Annotated in this window: 20 protein-coding genes, 1 pseudogene and 1 riboswitch; of the genes and pseudogenes, 11 read left to right on the top strand and 10 right to left on the bottom strand. The window is 42.7% G+C overall.

Going from position 1 to position 21,867, the window contains the following annotated elements; translation table 11 throughout:
* Positions 1–283: 283 nt before the first annotated feature.
* Positions 284–538, bottom strand: a pseudogene (locus ACE4RR_RS09045) (OsmC family protein); the annotation flags it as partial.
* Between the two features lie 21 nt (positions 539–559).
* A complete protein-coding gene (locus tag ACE4RR_RS09040) occupies positions 560–754 on the bottom strand; it encodes a hypothetical protein (protein ID WP_375535091.1) in 195 nt (64 codons plus the stop codon).
* 144 nt (positions 755–898) lie between these two features.
* Between ACE4RR_RS09040 and iolB the strand changes: the two genes are divergently transcribed.
* Entirely contained in the window at positions 899–1,714 is an 816-nt protein-coding gene (gene iolB / locus ACE4RR_RS09035; RefSeq protein ID WP_375535090.1) for a 5-deoxy-glucuronate isomerase, read from the top strand.
* A gap of 94 nt (positions 1,715–1,808) precedes the next feature.
* On the opposite strand, the gene ACE4RR_RS09030 is transcribed toward iolB, so the two are convergent.
* From ACE4RR_RS09030 to ACE4RR_RS09015, 4 genes are read right to left on the bottom strand one after another with little or no spacing between them, the layout of a single operon-like run.
* Positions 1,809–2,630 (bottom strand): ABC transporter ATP-binding protein, encoded by an 822-nt coding sequence (locus ACE4RR_RS09030; protein ID WP_375535089.1) that lies wholly within the window; start codon positions 2,628–2,630, stop codon positions 1,809–1,811.
* A 28-nt stretch (positions 2,631–2,658) separates the two neighbouring features.
* Entirely contained in the window at positions 2,659–3,480 is an 822-nt protein-coding gene (larE, locus tag ACE4RR_RS09025; RefSeq protein WP_375535088.1) for an ATP-dependent sacrificial sulfur transferase LarE, read from the bottom strand.
* A gap of 28 nt (positions 3,481–3,508) precedes the next feature.
* On the bottom strand, positions 3,509–4,771 hold the full coding sequence (gene larA, locus ACE4RR_RS09020) for a nickel-dependent lactate racemase (RefSeq protein ID WP_375535087.1): 1,263 nt from the start codon (positions 4,769–4,771) through the stop codon (positions 3,509–3,511).
* Between the two features lie 27 nt (positions 4,772–4,798).
* Complete coding sequence (locus tag ACE4RR_RS09015) at positions 4,799–5,944, bottom strand: glycerate kinase (protein ID WP_375535086.1); 1,146 nt, start codon at positions 5,942–5,944, stop codon at positions 4,799–4,801.
* A gap of 163 nt (positions 5,945–6,107) precedes the next feature.
* On the opposite strand from ACE4RR_RS09015, the gene ACE4RR_RS09010 reads away from it, so the two are divergent.
* From ACE4RR_RS09010 to ACE4RR_RS08995, 4 genes are all read left to right on the top strand, one after another.
* A complete protein-coding gene (locus ACE4RR_RS09010; RefSeq protein ID WP_375535085.1) occupies positions 6,108–6,569 on the top strand; it encodes a DUF2188 domain-containing protein in 462 nt (153 codons plus the stop codon).
* Positions 6,570–6,724: 155 nt separating this feature from the next.
* A riboswitch (cobalamin riboswitch) is annotated at positions 6,725–6,912 on the top strand.
* Between the two features lie 132 nt (positions 6,913–7,044).
* Complete coding sequence (gene metE / locus ACE4RR_RS09005) at positions 7,045–9,321, top strand: 5-methyltetrahydropteroyltriglutamate--homocysteine S-methyltransferase (protein WP_375535084.1); 2,277 nt, start codon at positions 7,045–7,047, stop codon at positions 9,319–9,321.
* 17 nt (positions 9,322–9,338) lie between these two features.
* Positions 9,339–11,606, top strand: a complete 2,268-nt coding sequence (locus ACE4RR_RS09000; RefSeq protein ID WP_375535083.1) for a ribonucleoside-diphosphate reductase subunit alpha — start codon at positions 9,339–9,341, stop codon at positions 11,604–11,606.
* 17 nt (positions 11,607–11,623) lie between these two features.
* The gene (locus tag ACE4RR_RS08995) at positions 11,624–12,661 is read left to right on the top strand and encodes a ribonucleotide-diphosphate reductase subunit beta (RefSeq protein WP_375535082.1); all 1,038 of its coding nucleotides are present in this window, start codon (positions 11,624–11,626) and stop codon (positions 12,659–12,661) included.
* A gap of 143 nt (positions 12,662–12,804) precedes the next feature.
* Here ACE4RR_RS08995 and ACE4RR_RS08990 read toward each other — a convergent pair whose 3' ends face one another.
* Complete coding sequence (locus ACE4RR_RS08990) at positions 12,805–13,323, bottom strand: DUF3231 family protein (RefSeq protein ID WP_375535081.1); 519 nt, start codon at positions 13,321–13,323, stop codon at positions 12,805–12,807.
* A gap of 171 nt (positions 13,324–13,494) precedes the next feature.
* On the opposite strand from ACE4RR_RS08990, the gene ACE4RR_RS08985 reads away from it, so the two are divergent.
* Positions 13,495–15,540, top strand: a complete 2,046-nt coding sequence (locus ACE4RR_RS08985) for a molybdopterin-dependent oxidoreductase (RefSeq protein WP_375535080.1) — start codon at positions 13,495–13,497, stop codon at positions 15,538–15,540.
* A 75-nt stretch (positions 15,541–15,615) separates the two neighbouring features.
* On the opposite strand, the gene ACE4RR_RS08980 is transcribed toward ACE4RR_RS08985, so the two are convergent.
* Positions 15,616–16,164, bottom strand: coding sequence for a shikimate kinase (locus ACE4RR_RS08980; protein ID WP_375535079.1), 549 nt, complete (start codon positions 16,162–16,164; stop codon positions 15,616–15,618).
* 224 nt (positions 16,165–16,388) lie between these two features.
* Here ACE4RR_RS08980 and aroD point away from each other — a divergent pair, with 224 nt between their 5' ends.
* Positions 16,389–17,162 (top strand): type I 3-dehydroquinate dehydratase, encoded by a 774-nt coding sequence (gene aroD, locus ACE4RR_RS08975; protein WP_375535078.1) that lies wholly within the window; start codon positions 16,389–16,391, stop codon positions 17,160–17,162.
* 99 nt (positions 17,163–17,261) lie between these two features.
* On the opposite strand, the gene ACE4RR_RS08970 is transcribed toward aroD, so the two are convergent.
* Positions 17,262–17,480, bottom strand: a complete 219-nt coding sequence (locus ACE4RR_RS08970; protein ID WP_375535077.1) for a Fur-regulated basic protein FbpA — start codon at positions 17,478–17,480, stop codon at positions 17,262–17,264.
* A 236-nt stretch (positions 17,481–17,716) separates the two neighbouring features.
* On the opposite strand from ACE4RR_RS08970, the gene ACE4RR_RS08965 reads away from it, so the two are divergent.
* Together ACE4RR_RS08965 and ACE4RR_RS08960 are read left to right on the top strand one after the other, a co-directional pair.
* Positions 17,717–18,232: an LURP-one-related/scramblase family protein gene (locus ACE4RR_RS08965; RefSeq protein WP_375535076.1), complete on the top strand. Its 516-nt coding sequence runs from the start codon at positions 17,717–17,719 to the stop codon at positions 18,230–18,232.
* A 10-nt stretch (positions 18,233–18,242) separates the two neighbouring features.
* Positions 18,243–18,731, top strand: a complete 489-nt coding sequence (locus ACE4RR_RS08960) for a DinB family protein (RefSeq protein WP_375535075.1) — start codon at positions 18,243–18,245, stop codon at positions 18,729–18,731.
* A 26-nt stretch (positions 18,732–18,757) separates the two neighbouring features.
* Here ACE4RR_RS08960 and ACE4RR_RS08955 read toward each other — a convergent pair whose 3' ends face one another.
* Entirely contained in the window at positions 18,758–19,420 is a 663-nt protein-coding gene (locus ACE4RR_RS08955) for a FusB/FusC family EF-G-binding protein (protein WP_375535074.1), read from the bottom strand.
* Between the two features lie 183 nt (positions 19,421–19,603).
* Between ACE4RR_RS08955 and ACE4RR_RS08950 the strand changes: the two genes are divergently transcribed.
* Positions 19,604–20,428: an aldo/keto reductase gene (locus tag ACE4RR_RS08950; protein ID WP_375535073.1), complete on the top strand. Its 825-nt coding sequence runs from the start codon at positions 19,604–19,606 to the stop codon at positions 20,426–20,428.
* Between the two features lie 428 nt (positions 20,429–20,856).
* On the top strand, positions 20,857–21,855 hold the full coding sequence (locus ACE4RR_RS08945; protein ID WP_375535072.1) for a LytTR family transcriptional regulator DNA-binding domain-containing protein: 999 nt from the start codon (positions 20,857–20,859) through the stop codon (positions 21,853–21,855).
* Positions 21,856–21,867 lie beyond the last annotated feature (12 nt).

The following is a 21,867-nucleotide window of genomic DNA, read 5'->3' as shown; positions in this document are numbered from 1 at the left end:
CGGGCTGGGCTTGACGCTTCTGCGAGATCATCTACGATTGAAACATAGGGAAGAATGATCTGTAGCTGTCACCATCGCATCATTCCTATTCTGTTAAAGGGTGTCCACTTTCTTGACAGAGGTCCATAGGGTACGCTATTATGCTGAAAAAGGGAGGAATTGATTCTCATAATACCTAATAACGGAACATATGTCCGGCAAAACCTTAAAACAATACAATTTGGAGCTGTAAGCGGAACCAACGTCCGGATAAAAGTGTGGAGGAGCTGCGGTCTGTTCACAATTAAGTCTCGTACTCTTCTATCTGCCACGTGTGGTTAAATTCTACACAGCCAGCAAGCGTCTGAGCCACTGGACAGCCCTTGTCAAACACATGAAGTGCCCGTTCAGCAGCTTCCTTTTTACCTTGTGGAACCTTGACGTAAAAGTGAGAATCAATTTTTGTAATTTTCAACACGCCGTCGGGAGCCTCAATGGTTCCTTGTACATCTGCGTTAAGTTTATCAGGAAATGTTGGTATGCCGCGCGCTTCCAGCGCGCCGGATAATGTGCCGGTTAGTCAGCCGCCTGCGGAAGCCACTACATGATCCAGCGTGGAGGGGTGTTCTGTTTCAGGTTCGACGCCGTAAAATTCTTTTACCCCGCCGTGAACACCATAATTGAAAGGTTCCTCAAATTCTCCAATATAAGCCTTTCGGTGAGGTCGCTTGTGCTGTTCAATTCTTATTTTAGTCAGTTCAATTGGATCACTCATGTTTTAACCCTCCTTTATTTGTGTTGACATAGTAAGATTCCCTTCTGATTGTATACATAAACATACAAACGCTTACATTGCAATATTGAATGACAATTCAATCAATTATATAATATATACAACTTGACTAGTACATAAAAGTCTATGGAGGGATCAGCCATCAAACGATTTTATAGAGCAGCAGACAAAAAAGGGTATCAAGATATTATTGGAGAAAATAATGATGTGTTAGAGCACCTTGCTCTTGGAAAGATTTCATTAGAAAATGGGGAGAAATACAGCAGTCAAACCAATGACTATGAAACGGCGCTTGTTATATTGACTGGAAAGGCAGCCGTTTCAGCAGAAGGGGAGAAATGGGAAAGCCTTGGAGGAAGAAGCAGTGTGTTTGAAGATAAAGCGACCACAGTCTATGTACCTTGTGACTCCTCCTTTGAAGTAACAGCTGAATCAGATGTTCAGATTGCTGTCTGTAAAGCGAAGGCAGATAAGAAATTTGCACCGTTTGTCATCCATCCTGAAGATGTGATACTCCATGAAAGAGGGGAAAAAAGCTGGCAGCGGGACGTAAAGGATATCTTAGCAGATAATGTGGAGGGCCGTGTGCAAAATATCGTATTAGGAGAAACAATTAATAAGCCGGGGCAATGGTCAGGCTATCCGCCCCATAAGCATGACGGGGAATTTTATCCGGAAGAGCCTGAGTTGGAAGAAATCTATCATTACCAATTAAATCCGGAGCAGGGTTTTGGAGTGCAGTTTCATTATACAAAAGATGGGGAAATTGATGACGCTTACAGAGTCCAGCAGGGAGACAGCTTTGCGATTGATAAAGGCTACCATCCTGTAGCAGGAGCCGGCGGCTATGAAATTTATTACTTATGGTTTATGGCTGGACCTACCGGGCGCAAGCTTTATCCATACGAAGACCCGGATCATAAATGGGTCCACGGGAGCTAAAAGTATTGTACATGAAATGAAAAAGTCCTCGTTCCGTCAGACGCTCAGTCGCAGAATGAGGGCTTTTTTACATTTACGTACTTAGATGTTGTCACTATTTCTCTATTAACGATTTTGACTTGACACGGATCCATGGACGTTCATTTTCCCACTGCAGCGAAAGTGGCACCTGAAAGGTCTCTTCAAGCTTTGGCTCCGTTATCACCTCGTGCTTCTTTCCACTGGCGGTAACTACCCCTTGATGAAGAAGAATAGCATGCGTGATGGATGGCACGACCTCTTCTATATGATGAGTCACATAAATCAGTGTCGGACCGTCAGGATCCTTATTCATTGATTGAATGGTGGATAACAATTCTTCCTTTGAATAGATGTCTAATCCATTACACGGTTCATCCAGAATTAATAAAGAGGGGGAGGCCATCAGTGCCCGCGCAATCATTGCCTTTCTTTTCTCTCCCTGAGATAACGTGAAGTAGAGCTGCCCGGATAAATGGTCAATATTCAGCTGCTTCAGAAGTTCCTTTGCCCTGCTGAAATCATTATCGGTTAATTCATCGTATACTCCGACGGTGGCGTTTTTTCCACTCAGCACGATTTGAAGTGCCGTGTCACTAGGACGGTTATGGAAACGTTCATCTAAGGAAGTGCTCACCCAGCCGATTGATTTACGGAGTTCATGAATGTTCGTCTGGCCGAACTTATGCCCAAGAACGGAAACCTCTCCTTTGTTTGGCCACATATAGCCTGTAATAGCTTTTAGAATAGAGGTTTTACCGGAGCCGTTTAATCCTAAAAGCACCCAGTGCTGGTCCTTTTCTACCGTCCAGCTGACATCTTTTAATATTTGTTTTCCTTTTTGAGTCCAGTTAATATCTTTCAGTTCTAAAACATTAAATTCTTTATTTTGTGTCACTGTGTGCCTCCCATAATCGTCTTCGGTGTTAGTTGGCCGAGATTTTTTGATTAGAAAGTGATAGGTTCATACTGCCGCTTTTATATCCAGCCAAATCCATCGTTACATATTTATAGCCAAGTTCTTTTAGTTTAGAGGTTACTTTTTGGTGATGGCTTAACAGCAGCGTCATTTCTTCCGGCGAAACTTCTACTCGGGCGATTTCGTCATGATGACGGACCCGCAGCTGGCGAATGCCGAGAGAGCGCAGGAAGTTTTCTGCATCATTTACACGGGTTAATTTATCCAGGGTGATTTTTTCTTCATAAGCGATGCGGGACGCTAGACATGCATAAGATGGCTTATCCCAGTTCGGCAGTCCCATGTCCTTGGCAAGCTCGCGAATTTCGCTTTTGTATAAATCTGCTTCCTGCAGCGGGCCGCGCACGCCATGCTCCTTTGCTGCAATAATTCCTGGCCGGTGCTCTCCCATATCATCAGTGATCAGGCCGAAAATTATATTTTCATAATGATTATCCTCTAGCAGCGGTTTCAGGTTTGAAAAAAGATTGTCCCGGCATAAATAACAGCGTTCACTTGTGTTGTCGGTATAACCAGGAATGTTTAATTCAGAAGTAGAAATCGTTTCGTGGCGCACATTCAAATGCCTGGCAAGCTCTTTGGCATCCTCCATTTCCTGGGATGGAAACGTTTCTGAATCCGCGGTGACCGCAAGAACATTTTCCTGTCCGAGAGTTTTATTGGCAACATGCAGGAGAAGCGTGCTGTCAATGCCGCCGGAAAAGGCGACGACAACACTTTTCATTTCGCGTAAAATCTCCTGTAAATGTCTCAGCTTTTCTTCTGGCATTCAAGCATCTCCTTTCAATATTTATACTTTATTCATCTACATAAGGGATGGTAAGCGGCCCAAGCGGAAGTACAGCTACGCTTAAATTTTCTCCGGCAGCTTGCTTTAGATCTGTTAATGTCTCGGAAATGTCAGGGCATGGCTTCAGCATCGCTTGTTCTATCTGAGGGGCATCAAGCTTGGAATACACATAGACATCGGCCCAATTCTGGATGACCGCCTGCTTTTGTACCTGCCACTGATCAAACATATGAAAGTCAGGATCCTCTATCATGTCGAGCAGCTCCTGAGGAGTATCGGCCATGCTGAAGAGCCTGGCGAAGTTGCCATGGTCTGGAAGGCCGTCAGCGCATTCGGCTGCTACAATAATAGCTCCGTTTTCTTTTACAATTTTATGAGCAGCGCTCATTCCTTTTACTGCCTGATAAAGATTTTGATCGAGGGGATAGCCTGAGTTTGAGGTGATCACGACATCAAATCGTTCCTCACATTTGACCATCGCATGTTCTTTTGCGTACTCACAGCCCTTTTCATGAGCTTGTGTTAAATCTCCGGAAAAAACGTTTGTAATTTCCTTTGCGCCATTCAGTGTTACATTGAGCATAAAATGGGGAAGGCACATATTGTTTACTTCACGCGTCATCTCCTGTAAAGGGTTGTCTTCCATATTGCCCCAGGTTGAGCGGGGATCACCGATCATTCTCGCATTGTGAAAAGTCATGATTGTTTCTATTCCTGCAATTCCAGGCATAATTCCCTTTGGTCCCCCTGAAAAGCCGGCAAAGAAATGTGGCTCGATAAACCCAGTGACGATTCGAAAGTCTGCTTCCACATACTCTTTATTTAAATAAACGTCGCAGCCAAATTTACTTTTCCCCAGGTTGACAAGCTCCTCTTTCTCATGACAGTGATTGTTAATAATCCGAATATTATCGACAACCCATTGTCCGAGCATACTGATAAATTCTGCTTTTGTCTGATCACGGTGGGTGCCTGTTCCATTTATAATTACAAAGTTTTCACGTGGAACATGATCGAGTTCTTCAATTAATAATGGCACCAGTACATCGTTCGGAGTCGGGCGCGTGATGTCGCTGATTACGATAGCGACAGTATCACCTGCCTGCACCATTTCCTTTAAAGGCGGAGTGCCGATTGGATTTTGCAGGCTGTCAACTACGCCTTTTTCAGGGGATGACATTGCCGGTACATGCTCTGGCTCTATAAGCACCGCATCCTCTGGAAGAGAGACTGTAAGGTGGTCTTTTCCATATAAAATTGTTTGGTTCATCACGGTCACTTCCTTTATTTCGGGATGTTAAGACGGCGTGCTGGAGAAAGTAAGTGCCGTCCTGATGATCTGCTCTGCACAGTCTTCCATTAACTCTTCTGCGTCTTCGATAGCTTCGTCCAGAGTCATCGGACCATTTATCATGCTGTGGACGGACTGAACACCATATTCGTACAAGGTATCAATCCCTTTCCCGACAGACCCGGCAATTATTATTGTAGGAATCTGCTGTTTTTGGGCAGCTTTTGCAATGCCCATGGGTGTTTTTCCATATGCCGTCTGAAAATCCACCTGACCTTCCCCGGCAATGGCAATATCTGCCCCATGTAATGCTTCATGAAGTCCAGCAGCATTAGTGATAACCTCTGCCCCCTGCTGCATTTCAGCGTGTAAATAGGCGAGAAGTGCTCCTCCCAGCCCTCCGGCTGCTCCGGCTCCAACCGCTTCATGAAGCCGAAAGCCAGTTTCTTTTTCGGTAACATCCGCCCATTTTGTTAAGTTGGCGTCTAATTCTCTAACGTCAGCTTCGCCTGCCCCTTTTTGAGGGCCGAAAACATGAGAAGCACCGTTCGGCCCTACAAACGGGTTTTGTACATCAGAAGCAATAATAAATTGACTCTCTTCAATACGGGAATCAAAAGAAGATAAATCTACATTTGCTACATCTGCCAGGCCGCCGCCTCCACGTGAGACTATTTTTCCTTGAGAATCTGTGATTTTAGCTCCAAGGGCTTCGAGCATGCCTGCCCCTCCGTCATTTGTAGCGGAGCCGCCTATTGCGATTATAAATGAACGAAGACCTTCATCAAGCGCTGCTTTTATTAATTCGCCCACCCCGTATGTAGTGGTTTTGAACGGGTCCAGTTCCTCTCTTAAGAGTAGGTCAATCCCGGATGCAGCAGCCATTTCAATAACACAGGTTTGATTATCATGGAGCAGTCCATAGGCAGCTTCAACAGATTCACCCAGCGGACCAGTCACACGTATTATTTTTGTTTTTCCATTGGTGGCTGCCACAAGTGTTGCTACGGTGCCTTCGCCGCCGTCTGCACACGGCACGAGCACCGTTTCAATTTTGTCTGAGACGCGGTTCACTCCGCGTTTGATAGCTTCAGCAGCTTGGACAGCAGTCATGCTGCCTTTAAAAGAATCAGGTGCAATTACTATTTTCATTTCTTCCACTCCCATGCAGTAACCGGTTTCAATAGTCTATCTTTCTATTATAATCGATCAGCGGCATAGAGAGAAGGAAGAAAGACTGCTGTTTGTTTTAAGGAAAATGAAAAGTGGAAAAGAAATAGGATGATAAAAATCTAAAATAGGAGGATGATTGTAGATGCCATGGACGATGAATGATTACCCATCTTCGTTGAAAAATCTGGATAAACCTGTGCGTAAAAAGGCAATTGATATTGCCAATGCCATGTTGGATGACGGCTACGATGAAGGGCGTGCCATTCCGATTGCTACAGAACAGGCGAAGGAGTGGCAGAAGAATGCATCACAAAAAGAAATCCGCGATTTTCTGGAGGAGGGAGATCCGACAGAACGCTCAGAAAAGGATAAGCGGTACGAAAGCCGTCCGGAGTTAATGGAGAAAGCGGAGCTGGTTGAGCCGCATGATGACGGCTGGGCTGTGCGGTCCCGTGACGCGAAAAAACCAGCCAATGTTTATGACAAAAAAGCAGATGCTATAAAGCGGGCGAAAGATATTGCTGAAAAACAAGGAACAGAAGCAGTTATTTTTAAAAAAGATGGATCAGAGGAAACGCGTCATTCTTTTTCGGAAAATAAGTAAATGTACCCGGCAGAATGAACCGTATAAATGGGAAGCCGTCTATGGGGAGGACTGGAAATTTGACGAACAGAATATGCTGATTATTCCGTAAATAAATACCATATATCGTCTTGACACTAGTGCAGGAAACAAGATATAGTATTCGTACGTCAACTTCATAAACGGAGGAAACAGGTATTCCAAAGCAAGCTGTTTTGGGATTTAAAAGGGAAGTCCGGTGAAATACCGGCGCGGTCCCGCCACTGTAACAGAAGAGTCGTGATCATTTGCCACTGAATTTTTCGGGAAGGCGGTCATGACGTTATTCTGGAGCCAGGAGACCTGCCTGTTTTTACAGCACCGAGTTTTACCTACGGGAGATAGGGAGGTGTTCCTGCGTCTGATTTAAATGACAAGGGTATTTTTACATGCGCTCTCCCATTGCGCAAGTGAAAATACCCTTTTTTATTTCCGTAAAATGAGGGAGGACTAAAAAGTGGAGAGATTGAAAAGCAGTAACCTCGGTTACCCGAGGCTTGGTGAAAAGAGAGAATGGAAAAAGGCGCTGGAAGGTTTCTGGGCCGGACGTTTGGAAGAAGAAGAGCTGCAAAAAGAAATGAAACAGCTCCGGTTGTCTTTTTTGAAAAAACAGAAGGAAAAAGGAATAGATATGATCCCTGTAGGCGATTTTTCGTACTACGATCATATTCTCGATACAGCTGTGATGTTTGGCCTTGTACCGGAACGCTTCGGGGTTCATAAAGAAGGCAGCATTTCGCTCGATACATACTTTGCAATGGCCCGTGGTACTAAGGATGCTCCAGCGTGCGAAATGACGAAATGGTTTAACACAAATTACCACTATATTGTGCCGGAAATAGGCCGGGTCGAGCCAAGACTGACTGAGAATTATCCTCTGCAGGCATATAAAGAGGCCAAAAATGAGCTGGGCATTGAAGGAAAGCCTGTGCTCATTGGTCCGCTGACATTTTTAAAATTGTCTAAAGGCTTTGCACCGGAAGAATTTGAAGTTCATTTAGAAAAGCTGCTTCCTTTATATGAACAGGTACTGAAAGAACTTGAAGAAGCAGGAGCAGAATGGGTGCAGATCGATGAACCAGTGTTGTCGGTCTCTATCACGGAAAAAGATATATCAATGGTAAAAGCTGCGTACCAAAGACTGAATGACGCTGCACCACAGCTTTCACTATTTTTACAAACGTATTTTGAAGCAGCCGCCCGCTTTGACGAAATTACGCGGCTTCCTGTCGCAGGTATCGGACTTGACTTTGTGCATGGAGCGGAACAAAATATTAAAGCACTTCAGGAGTGCGGTTTTCCAGAGGATAAGGTGCTCGGTGCCGGAATCGTAGACGGAAGAAATATCTGGCGTTCTGATCTAAAACAAAAACGAGCATTGCTGACGTTAATCAGTAATATTGTACCGCCGGAACGAACAGTAGTCCAGCCATCGTGCAGTCTTCTGCATGTTCCTGTAACCACTGAACTGGAGACAGAACTGCCGGCGATTTTGAAAGATGCGCTTGCTTTTGCGGACGAAAAACTTACAGAAATTACTATTTTAAGGGATTTAGATCACAACACAGAAGCGATTGAAAAAAATACAAATGATCTGCAGGCTCTTGCACAGTCAGATGAAAGAGGAAGGGCTTCTAATTCTGAATTGAGCGGTCTGCGCTCCAGGCGACCTCTGCCGTTTCAGGAAAGAAGAGTGCTGCAGGAGCAAAAATGGAAGCTCCCTGCTCTTCCGACAACTACGATTGGAAGCTTTCCGCAGACGAAGGAAGTCAGAGTTCAGCGCCAGAAATTCCGGAAAGGAGAACTCCCGGAACAAGAATATCGTACTTTCATAGAAGAAAAAATGAAGGAATGGGTCGCCATTCAGGAAGAAATCGGTCTTGATGTGCTGGTCCACGGAGAATTCGAACGTAATGACATGGTAGAGTTTTTCGGTCAAAAGCTGAAAGGCTTCGCATTTACTGCTTTCGGCTGGGTTCAGTCCTATGGTTCCCGCTGCGTAAAGCCGCCTGTCATCTATGGCGATGTTGCTTTTGACAAGCCGATGACAGTCGAGGAAACACGCTTTGCCCAATCTTTAACGGACAAGCCTGTGAAAGGAATGCTGACCGGGCCGGTAACGATATTGAATTGGTCCTTTGTCCGCGATGATCTTCCTGCGAAAGATGTGTGCAATCAAATTGCAGCAGCCATCAGTACGGAGGTTAAAGCGCTTGAAGACGCTGGTATTGAAATGATCCAGGTAGATGAACCGGCACTGCGTGAAGGCCTTCCCCTGAAAAAAGAAGATTGGCAGGACTATCTGGACTGGGCCGTTCACGCCTTCCGGCTTGCTACTTCTCAAGTGAAGGATACTACTCAGATTCATACGCATATGTGCTACAGCGAATTTCAGGACATGATTGAATCTATCCGTGCTCTTGATGCCGATGTCATTTCCATTGAAACATCGCGAAGCCACGGAGAATTGATCGAAGCATTTGAAACAGCTGTGTATGACAAAGGAATCGGCCTGGGAGTTTATGATATCCACAGCCCGCGCGTACCACCGGTTGGTGAAATGAAAGAAATGATAGAACGTGCCCTGCAGGTTCTTCCTTCTTCCTTATTTTGGATTAATCCTGATTGTGGATTGAAAACGAGGAAGGATCCAGAAACTATTGAAGCATTAAAGAATATGGTTACAGCTGCTAAAGAAATCCGGGAAACTAAGGTACCGGTTCAGCAGACGTAACGACAGGGGGATTTTAAATGACAACGGTCACTGCAGAAAAACAGAGACAGACAGACTGGACGTTTGATGAGACAGAGCTTCGCTCTCTACTTGAGGAAGTGACTAAGCCGTTTCCACAATTAAATATAGAAGAATTTGAAGAGGCGGTTCTTGCTCATATTCAACACAAGAAAATGAACTCCTTCGAACAGCTGGCAAATATGCTTATTTTAAACGCTACGGAACGGATCAACCGCAATGAACCGGACTGGACCTACGTCGCAGCCGATATTTATTTAAAAAAGCTGTACCGTCAGGCGGCCAACAACCGCGGCTACCAAGAATCCCTGAAGTATGGTTCGTTATCTGATCTGCTTAAAGTCCTCGAAAGGAAAGAAGTTTATGATCGTGCACTTAGACAGACATATTCTGAAGCTGAACTGGCACAGCTGGAGCAGATTATCGAACCTGAGCGTGATAAGCTGTTTACGTACGTTGGAGTATTGACCCTCTCTCATAAATATCTGGCTACTGATAAGAATAGAAACGTGTTTGAGCTTCCGCAGGAACGCTTTATGGTTATCGCAATGAAGCTGATGTCAAACGAACCATCGTCCAGAAGACTGGCTCTCGTGAAAGAAGCGTACTGGGCTCTTTCTAATCTGTATATGACCGCAGCAACTCCGACACTGGCCAACGCCGGCAAAAGTGTCGGGCAGCTGAGTTCTTGTTTTATCGATACGGTGGATGACAGTCTGCGAAGTATTTTTGACTCTAATACCGATGTTGCAAATCTATCTAAAAACGGTGGAGGAGTCGGTGTTTATTTCGGGAAGCTGCGAAGCAGAGGGTCTTCAATCAAAGGGTACAAAGGAGTAGCCGGCGGCATTATGGGCTGGATGAAACAATTAAATAATACGGCCGTTTCCGTTGATCAGCTGGGCCAGCGTCAAGGTGCTTTCGCAGTTTATCTTGATGCCTGGCATAAGGATATACAGGAATTTCTTGATGCCAAGCTGAACACTGGTGACGAAAGGCTGCGGACGCACGACATTTTTACAGGTGTCTGCCTTCCTGATCTATTCATGGAAAAAGTGGAGGAGCGCGGCGATTGGTATTTATTTGATCCCCATGAAGTCCGGCAGGAAATGGGCTGGTCCCTTGAAGACTGTTACGATGAAGCCGAGGGTGAAGGAACATTCCGTCGGCGCTATGAGCAGTGTGTCCATCATCCTGATCTATCAAAAAGCAAGGTTCCTGCTATTGAGATCATGAAAAGTATTATGAAGTCTCAACTGCAGACAGGAACACCATATATGTTTTACCGGGATACGGTAAATCGCAGCAACCCGAATAAAAATGAAGGTATGATTTACAGCTCCAACCTTTGCACAGAAATTATGCAGAATATGAGTGCTACCACCTTGAAGGAAGAAAAAATGACGGAGGAAGGAACGATCATTACAGAAAAGATTCCAGGGGATATGGTCGTCTGCAACCTTTCCTCCATATCGCTTGCCCGTGCTGTAGAAAATGACGTGCTGGAGCGTCTTATTCCTATTCAGGTACGCATGCTTGATAACGTAATCGACCTGAATACGATTGGAGTCGCACAGGCGGAATATACAAATAAACGGTACAGAGCGGTCGGACTTGGTACTTTCGGCTGGCATCATCTTCTCGCATTAAAAGGAATTCGCTGGGAGTCTGAAAAAGCAGTGGAATATGCGGATGAGCTTTACGAATCGATCGCGTATCTGACATTTAAAGCAAGCTCATCGTTAGCAAAGGAAAAAGGCTCATATCCATTGTTTGAAACAAGTGAATGGGCCACCGGTGAGTACTTGGAACGGAAATATCCAGGTGATGAGAAGTGGCAGGAGCTCTCCGGTGAAATAAAAGAAAATGGAATGAGAAACGGTTATTTATTAGCGGTTGCACCAAACGCAACTACTTCTTTGATAGCCGGTTCAACGGCTAGTATAGATCCAATTTTCCGGCAGGAGCATGTGGAGGAGAAGAAAGGCTTCCGTTCGCCTGTTACCGCACCTGACATCGGTCCGGAGACGATATGGCTTTATAAATCTGCTTTTAATCTGGATCAGTTGTGGAGTATAAAGCAAAATGCGGCTCGGCAAAAGCATGTCGATCAATCAATCAGCTTCAATATGTACGTGCCGCGTGGAATAAAAGCAGTGGAATTTTTGAATCTTCACATAGAGGCATGGAAGCAGGGTTTGAAGACGACATATTATACTCGCTCGACTTCGACAGTGATTGAGGACTGTGAAAGCTGTTCGAGCTAAGGGAGGAGCAAGTAAGAATGCCTGAATTGAAAAAAAGAGCATTATATGACACAACAGCGCCAAATAAGTCAACCGGCATTATTAACGGAGAAAGCTCCAATATCCTGAATTGGGATGACGCCTCTAAAAAATGGGCGTATCCCATGTATAAAAATATGCTCCGCAATTTCTGGATACCTGATGAAGTCAGTCTCATTAATGATCGCAACCAATATAAGGAGTTGACGGAAGAAGAACGGGACGCATTTAATAAAATTATTGGACTGCTTGCTTTTCTTGACAGCGTTCAGACTGATTTTTCCTCCAAGGTAGCAGATTATCTGACGGATTCGAGCCTGAATGCCTTAATGACCGTGCTGGCTTTTCAGGAGGTAGTGCATAACGAGTCCTATACGTATGTATTATCAAGCGTGACGGACAGTCAGACGCAGGAGAAAATATTCGAATACTGGAAAACGGATGAAGTTCTGTTGGAACGAAATAAATTTATTGCCGAGGGTTATACAGCGTTTACTGAGAACCCGTCAAAGGAAACGTTTGTGCGGGCTATTGTCTACGATGTCATCTTAGAAGGACTTTTCTTTTACTCGGGTTTTGCGTTTTTTTACAATCTGGCCAGAAATGAAAAAATGCTCGGCACCTCAAAAATGATTAATTTTATTAATCGTGATGAGCAGCTGCATGTTACGCTTTTTGCCAATATTTTAAAGGAAACTCTAAAAGAAAATCCAGAACTTGATACAGAAGAGTTTGCCGCATTCGTGCGTGAGCAGTTTAAAAAAGCTGCTGATCTTGAAATCAAATGGGGAAATTATGTTGTTGGGGATAATATTGAAGGTATCCATTCCTATGAATTAGAAAGCTATATTAAATTCATGGCGAATAAACGTACGAGAGAATTGGGTTTTGGCAATATTTACGAGGGCTATCGCCGTAATCCAATGAAATGGATTTCTGTTTATAATGATAATACCACAGGGAAAGCGGATTTTTTCGAAACAACAGTTACCGACTACAACCTGGTCGATGCAGATAATGATTTCGATTCATTATAGAGATTTTGGATAGTGGGAATTTGGATGGGGCCTGGCCCCATCCAAATTCCCACATTGAGTTGACATAATCTTTCCGAAAGCATTGAATATTTGTTATTAAAAAACGGCTCCTAATGTACCGGAGCCGTTTTTATTGTTAGGTTTTAGACTAATTCAGTTTCACGTGTATCCATATGAAGAGGAGGAGGGATAAGCCATCCTTTTTCTTTATTCATACGGAGCAGCTGGGAACCTGCTTGTGCCTTAGCAGCATGAAATTGCCCGAACATCGTCGCAATATCCTCTCGCGTACACTGACCCATAATCTGGCTGCAGGCTACGAGGCCCTGCGCAACATCGCGGCTCAGTGTGGCTGAGATTTCAGGATCATTAAATCTGGCGCCTGCCGGGATACTTTCAATACTGGCAACCGGACGCTCCGGCGGACTTGGCGGTAAGCCAATACCATTCATTTTTAAAACTTCTTCAATCTGTTGTTCTTCTTGAAATGCTTGATTGATTGCCTGTTCAAGATACGTTACTAAATCCTGGTCCCCAGAATGATTAACGAATGTCTGGTAACCTGCAATCATGCCTTTCAGGCCATTTAAATACGTCCACATTCCAAATATTTCTCCATAATGAAGCGGCTCTTCACGTTGGTTTCCTCCAAGAATTCCCATAAACTTCCTCCTTATATCAGACACGTTCATCATCAGGTCTCCTTCTGTAATATTGTGAGGTGACCATTACCTATATTGCGCTCAGGTGATTTTTTTATGAATGCAAATAAAGGCAGGAAATCCATGCTAAAATAGAGAAAATTGCAGATGATAGTAAGGAGGCCAGGAACCGTGGAGAATTATACAAACATAAAAGACGGCGTTTTTAAATCAGTATGTCCGCTGGACTGCCCGGATCAGTGCGGCCTTCTCCTTCATAAAAAAGATGGTGTCATTGAAAAAGTCGAAGGGGACCCGGACCATCCAGTTACTCAAGGTGCTATTTGTAATAAAGTCAGGCATATGACTGAGCGTATATACGATGACCAACGGCTTACTCACCCTTTAAAAAGAGCTGGTAAAAAGGGAGAAGGCATTTTTGAGCAGATCAGCTGGTCTGAAGCCATCGAAATGATTGCCCAAAAATGGAAAGGCCTTATCAAGACAGAAGGGCCGGAAAGTATCCTCCCTTACAGTTTCTACGGTAATATGGGGAGACTTAGTGCGGAAAGCATGGACCGCCGCTTATTTCATCGGCTGGGAGCAAGCAGGCTGGAAAGGACGATTTGTGCCTCTGCTGGTTCCGCAGGTTACGGTTATACGATGGGAGGAAGCTTTGGATCCGACCCGGAGGATACGATCCATTCAAAACTGATCATTTTGTGGGGCATAAATGCAGTAAGCACGAATATGCACCAGATTACCTTGGCTCAGAAGGCCCGAAAAAAAGGAGCAAAAATAATTGTTATTGATGTACAAAAGAACCAGACGGGCCGCCTGGCTGACTGGTTTATCCCGATCCGGCCGGGTACGGATGGAGCTCTCGCACTCGGGATAATGCATGTACTTTTTGCTGAAGGACTTACGAATGAAGGATTTTTAAAAAACTATACCAGCGGGCATGTAGAGCTCCGCGAGCATGTGAAATCATACGACCCGCACACTGTTGCGGAAATAACAGGGGTGAATGCAGAAGATATTACAGATCTTGCAAGAACATACGCAGAGACAACACCCGCTTTTATCCGAATCGGCAACGGCATTCAGCATCATGACAATGGGGGAATGTGTGTCCGTACGATCGCCTGTCTGCCGGCGCTGACAGGGCAGTGGCTCAAAAAAGGCGGTGGAGCGATAAAAGGAAATGGCAGTGTATTAAACTTTCGTTCCTCTGCATTGCAGCGGCCGGATTTATTGAAAAATAAAACGGTTCGTTCCATAAACATGAACGCCATCGGCACTGCTTTATTAGAGGAAAATGACCCGCCCATACATTCAATGTTTGTTTACAACAGCAATCCTGCGGTGGTGGCACCGGAAGCAAATAAAGTGCGCCGTGGTCTTGCCCGTGACGATCTGTTCACCATCGTCCATGATATGTTTGTAACCGAGACAGCGAAGTATGCCGATATCGTGCTGCCAGCCACTTCAAGCTTTGAAAACACGGATTTTTATACCTCTTACTGGCATCATTACATGCAGATGCAGCGTCCAGTTATCGACAGGTACGGAGAAAGTAAATCGAACCCGGAAGTGTTTCGGCTTCTTGCACAATCTCTGGGATTTAATGAAAAAGCATTTACTGATTCTGATGAGCAAATGATCGAGCAGGCATTAAGGACTTCGGATGGATATCAGGTATTAAAAGGAGTAACGCCGAGACGGCTTTGGGAAGAACATTTTGTGAAGGCGGAGCGTCCGGACGACTGGCTGGAACAGCTCCCTACCCCAAGCGGAAAAATTGAGCTGTACTCTACAGCACTCGAGCAGCAGGGGTTACCTGCCTTACCGTCTTATGAACCGCTGTCGGATGAAGAAGGAGATTTTCTGTTTGTGCCGGCACCAAACCATAATTACTTAAATTCAACTTTCTCCAATAATGAAAAGCATATCCGTCTGTCGGCAAAAGAGCCGCTGGCCTATGTGAATATACATGATGCGGAAAAATTAAATATTACCGACAAGGAAAACGTGCTACTTTGGAACAGCCGCGGGGAATGCGTGGTGAAGGCAGCAGTCGGGGAACACGTCCTCCCCGGTGTGATAGTGACCCAGGGACTGTGGGCTGATCAAAATGGTGAAAAACACCTCGTTAATGGACTCGTTCCCGACCGGATTGCAGACATGGGAGGGGGAGCAGTATTTTTTTCCGGCAGGGTGAATATGGAAAAAATATAATGTCCAAGTCTTAATATGCTATAAAAAAAGTACATACATATTTGATAAATGTTATGTACTTATTACCTTTTAAATTTAGTCATACATTTCCCATGCCAACTTTAAAGACTCAGTAATGTATTCTGCGATTTCATCTTCGTTTTTTTCATCTGTAAGCAGCTTTGAATGGTGAGTGGAATAAATTTCTTTTCTTTTATAGAATAGCTTTTCTATTTCTTCCATAGAACGTCCTTGAAGAATAGGCCTGCTGTCTATAATAATTTGAAGGCGGTCTTTCCATGAATCCCATGAAATATCAAGATAAAAAACAATGCAATTAGCGAGACAAATATCACGGACTTCCGGCTGCATGAATGCGCCGCCTCCAATGGATATTATTTTTAGTTTTTGATTAGTAAAATGTTGAATGAGTTCTTTTTCTTTTTCACGAAAAACACTTTCACCAAAAGTGCTGAAAATATCTGGAATTGGCATATTAAACTCTTTTACTATTTCTTCATCAATATCAATAAAGCTTCTATACAGTTTTTTAGCAACAAGCTTACCTATGGTGGTTTTGCCTACCCCCATAAATCCGATAAAAATAATACTTTTTTCACGCAATGCAAAATTATTATCTTTCATTGGAAGCACTCTTTCTTCTTGAAAATGTTATGTTCCGCTAAAGTATACTATTATTCTGTAAAATTGTAAAAATACCTGAAACCTTGAAGAGACATGAAAATGAGCTTGAGAATAATTAGCTTTTCTGCTCCATGTACGTTTCAATGATCATTGTAACTCTCGAAATTATTTTGTAAAATTACTGTTAGAATTCACTACTTTAAAGCAAAACAGGGAGATTAATTATGAATGAAAATAAACGAATAATCGAAATGAAGGGAAAAAGAATAGGGGGAGAAGATACATTAATTTGTACCCCTGTCGTGGGCGGTGATATGGGAGAAATTGTTGAAGAAATAAATAAAATTAAACCTAAAAAGCCTGATATAATTGAATGGCGTGCAGATTATTTTCGTGAACTAGAGCATATAGACAAAGTGAAGGATGCGCTTAATTTTATTTATGAGGCAATGGAACAGACTCCTCTACTATTTACCATTCGCTCTGAAAAAGAAGGGGGAGGACAAATTTCATTGACGGAGGAAGAAAAAATTAATCTAATAAATGAAATTTGTGCTTCAGGAAAAGTTGATTTAATTGATTATGAATTAATTAATAATGATTTAACTTTTAAGCGCCTGCGGGAGGTCTCAAAAAGGTTTAATGTAAAGATGGTTGGTTCATATCACAATTTTGAATCTACTCCTGATGATTCTATACTTATCGGGAAAATGAAAGAAGCAGAAACACGAGGAGCTGATATAGCTAAAGTATCTGTAATGGCAAATGAAGAAGAGGATGTACTATCCTTGCTTCGGGCTACGAAGGCTGCAGATAAGATTGTATCTATTCCTCTAGTAACTATTTCTATGGGAAAACATGGAAATGTAACTCGATTGATAGGACGAATGTTCGGCTCCACTATTACATTTGGTATAGGTGAAAACAGTTCAGCTCCGGGGCAGCTTCCAATTGATGATATTCGAATTGTATTAAATATTCTTAATAAGTCATCCTAAGATTTCATTAATTTTTTATGATCCCAATATCTTTCAAAAATCCAATATTTTTAATAAAGCCAAAAAAAAGAGCCGGTTTTAAAACCGGCTCTGTGTTTATTAAATGGGGGATTTCATCTTAGTTGAATCCGAGTTTTTTGAATTCAGCCACTCCTCTTTCATCTGATTGTGCTTAAAAATGGCATACTCGTGTTCCAGGTCAGTAAAAGACATTTCCCTGAGCTCATCGACTGTTTTCACGTTTGCCCCACTCGCCGTCATTGCTTCAATCATCTGTTGTTTTTTTCGTTCGACCACGCGGCGAAGATTAAAAGACATGCTTCTCACACTCCTTCGTGTTATAAATTACTTTCATGCCTGCCAGGCAAACGGCCAACGTTCTCTTAAAAAAGGAGTTGGTTCTTTTACTATATGTGTATTTTTTCACAGAATGACTGCGAATGTCTATGGATGTGTAGGGAAACCTGACAGAAAAAATAAGTAGAGAGGATGAAACCTTTTGAAGAGGAAGGTCGTATTACTAAAAAAGCAGAAAGGAATGGGAGGGAAGAGTGGTGGAGGAAAATCAGCTCTTTTTTACAGACAATTTTTTCTCAGCTGGGTTGACAGAAATCTTTAACGGTCATAAAGAATATGTTGGAAAACTTGACTTAAAAGGGGCTTTTTCTGCAAGTATTCAGGTACTGGATAAAGAAGAAAATGTTCTGGTCAAAGGGGAATTTCCTTTTTTCTCAAATAAGTGGAGTGTGTTAGACAGTGATGGCGGGAAAATAGGTGAAGTGAAAGCGAAATTTGCTCTATTTCAAAAAAAATATGAGTATATCGCTGTAGATCGGGGAGTATATGCTATTGAATCAGAGGCATTTTCAAGGGATTTCAGGATGATTGATCAGCAGAAGCAGGAGGCTGCATCGTTTACGAAAACAAGTTCTTTCTTCGAATCCCCGGCATATCGCTTGAATAATTATTCTGATGATTTAGAAAATGAGGAACTGGTAGCGGTGGTCATGGGAGTAAATATGATTATGAAACGTCAAAACAGTAATAACAGCGGCGCTGCTGCGAATTAGAGGTGAGAAGGTGAACACCAGCTATATCAAGAAGCTTTACGAGTACAATTGGAAAATTCGGAAACAGTGGCTGGATTGGTGCGGAGACCTGACTCATGCTGAATTTATAAAAATTAGAGTAGGAGGGCTGCGAAGCCTTCATTATACATTCTTTCATATCATTCAGGTGGAAGAGAGCTGGATTGCCGGGATTGCAAATGAAATAGACCCAAACAGATCATTTAACGATTACCCTTTTTTAGAGGATATTATTCAATTATCAAATGAAGTAGAAGAATCAACAAAGTCATTCTTAGACAGCTATTCGTCCCGGCAGGATAATAATTTACTTACGGGGACAAATGAGAACGGTGGTTTTTATTCCTATCAATTTGCAGAGGTGCTGCTTTATGTGGCTGTGCACGAGGTTCACCACATCGGGCAATGCTCCGTATGGGCAAGGGAGATTGGGAGAACACCAGTCTCTGCCAGTGCATATGACCTTCAATTATATCCTTAGCATATAAAGGATGAACAAGCTTAGGTTCATCCTTTTTTTGGTGTCAAAATAGAACGAATGAAGGAGTCAAGGTGACTGACATCCGTAATATGTCTGTTACAGTCGCTGCTGTCCACGCACATATAATGGCCGATTGATCGATAATAATCAGGATTTTCACTACTGTATTCATTTGTACGGAAGCTGACAAGAGCCGTTTTTGCAGATTGTCGGCAGAACACACAATGATGGTGGCGGTTCACAGGTGTATAGCGGCCTTCCAAACCTACTAATTCTCCATCAAGCTCGTACACAATATACTTTCTGTGCTTGGCAATGTCATTCCACCCAAGATAGGTCAATCTGGAAAAATCAATCGCAACCAGATCTGGATAGGTTAATTTTTTAGTGTAGGGAAAAAGGTGGTAGAGGCTTGTTTCACCAATCTCGGGAAAGTGTTTTACATAGGGGTAGATGGAGCCAATAAATGCTTCTACTTCAATACTGGAGCGAACGTTTGAAATCCCATCAATTACTTTGTTTTCATTCTCATTTAATGTGGGGAATGTCTGCTTAATATCCTCTGCTGCCTGACTTTTCACGATTTGCAGTACTTCATCATCTTTTACATCTGAGAAGCTGTTCTGGATATGAATGCTTTTCTGTTTAATCACATTTAAATGATGGTTTTGTATAAAAGGGGCTGTCATTCAGTTTCCTCCCTCGTATATTTGCCTATACGTCTACAATGGCTTGTGTGCTTTTATTATATGGTTTATTTTATCATTGAAAAGGGGAAACGAAAACAGAAAAGCACAAGCAATCAGAAGTGATTTTTGAGAACACTGTGCTATACTTAAACATGGTTGTGATTAAAGAAAGGAGCGATTTTTGTGCAATTTGTAACATTAAATAATGGATTAGAAATGCCGCAGCTTGGTTTCGGGGTCTGGCAGGTAGAGGATGAAAAAGCCACACCTGCTGTGAAGAAAGCTCTGGAAACCGGCTATCGCTCTATAGATACGGCAGCTATTTATGGGAATGAACGCGGCGTCGGGAGAGCTATTGCAGAAAGCAATGTTCCCCGGGAAGAGCTGTTTATTACGACAAAGGTCTGGAATGGAGACCAGGGCTATGATAAGACGATAAAAGCTTTTGAGGAAAGTTTGGAGAAGCTTGGTCTCGACTATGTGGACTTATACTTAATTCATTGGCCGACACCTGATTTCGACGATTATGTAGATACGTTTAAAGCAATGGAAAAGCTTTACCATGATGGCAAAATCAAAGCTATTGGAGTCTGTAACTTTGATATAGACCACCTGCAGCGACTGCTTGATGAGTGCGACGTAAAGCCCGTACTTAATCAGATTGAATGCCACCCATATCTTGCTCAAAAAGAGCTGAAGGAATTTTGTGCGAAGCACGACATTTTTGTAGAATCCTGGAGCCCTCTTCATCAGGGAGGGGAAGCTCTGAAGGAAGATATTATTGTGAAAATCGCAGAAGCTCAAAGCAAAACGCCGGCCCAGGTTATTCTCCGCTGGCATCTGCAGAACAATTGTATCGTTATTCCGAAATCTGTGACTCCTTCCAGGATCGAAGAGAATTTTGATGTGTTTGATTTCGAGCTTAGGAAAGAGGACATGGATGCAATTAACGGTTTGGACCGTGGGGAGCGGAAAGGTCCTGTACCGAGTGAAATGAACAAACGATAAATAGGCTTGAATGAAAAAGGCGCCTGCGGGTGTCTTTTTTTTATTATAGTTGAATCAATTTCATAGGTGCTTTTCTGACTATGAAACAATCGCTGGCGGCATAAGGCGACAACCCCAGCTTGAAAAGAATAACGGAACTCCTGTCCGCATCCAGCCCACGGACCTGATTTTTCTCTCATCGGCCAAGGCTGGACAGCGAAAGGGAAGCACTGCCAACCGGTAACAGCAGCTGAGCGGTGCTTAAGGGACCGTTCTTCATGTTAGTATAAATATATAAAGACAATGCCTTTCAGTATTATAAATTTTGACTATACTAAGAGAAGACAAGTTATGTCTGTAATTTTTAATAATAAGTAACGATAAATTTCAATACCGCAAGCGTGTTTTGCTATATTGAAAACAAATAAGAAAATGAAAGTGTGTATTGAATGACCTTAATAACTTTAGAAAAAGTAATGAAACAGAAGAATAATCGCATTGTCTTAAAAGATATAGATTTAATTATTAAAGAAAAGGATCAAATTGGGATTAAAATGACTGGTGAAGAAAGTTTAGCACTGTTTGAACTGTTATCAGGGGAGACGACTCCTTCGAGTGGCAGTATCCAAAGAGAAACAGTTTCTGTATTATCAGAAATCAGGGATGACGGTTTATATGATAGTTTAACCGTTCAAAGTTACTTACAGATCTTTAAAAAAATTGCAGATTTTGAACAGCCTTTGGAAGAGTATATTGCGACTTTCTCTCTGTCAGATGTTTGGCAGACAAGGATCAAGAGGTTGACAATTGACCAGAAAAAAAGGGTCAGTTTATTTCGAGTGTTTCTATTTTCCCCAGTTCTTTTATTAATCGAAAGTCCTTTAACTAACTTAACTGACGAAGGAATAGAACTATACTTAAATGCATTAGCACATCTTCGTTTAAATAATACTACCACTTTATTTACATCCTTCTATATAGAAGAATTATTGCTCTTAAGCACTGATATTTATCGTTACAACCGGCTGACTGGATTAGATAAGACGGATCTTGCAGTTGAAGCAGATTTAATCTCACCGGATAAAAACGAGAATAAAGGGATCAAACCAAACAATGTCTATAAAGTATCCTGCAAGCTGGCTGATAAGACAATATTCTTCAGCCCTGATGAAATTGATTTTATTGAAAGTATTAACAGTGTTAGTAATATTCGAATAGGCGAAGAATATTTCCCCACAGATTTAACGATGAATGAACTGGAAGAAAAATTAGCGAAATTTGGTTTTTTTAGGTGCCACCGCTCGTACTTAGTGAATTTGCAGCGTGTGTCGGAATTGGTTAGTTATTCAAAAAACAGTTTTACATTAATATTGAAAAGCAATCCTAAGATGAAATTACCTCTTTCACGAACCCGCCTGGAAGATATGAAAAATTTAATAGGCTTTTAAAGTACCACTGAG

The organism is Alteribacillus sp. HJP-4, from assembly GCF_042139015.1.
Taxonomy (GTDB): Bacteria; Bacillota; Bacilli; order Bacillales; family Marinococcaceae; genus JBHIKY01.
This window is presented reverse-complemented; position numbering and strand designations above follow the sequence as displayed.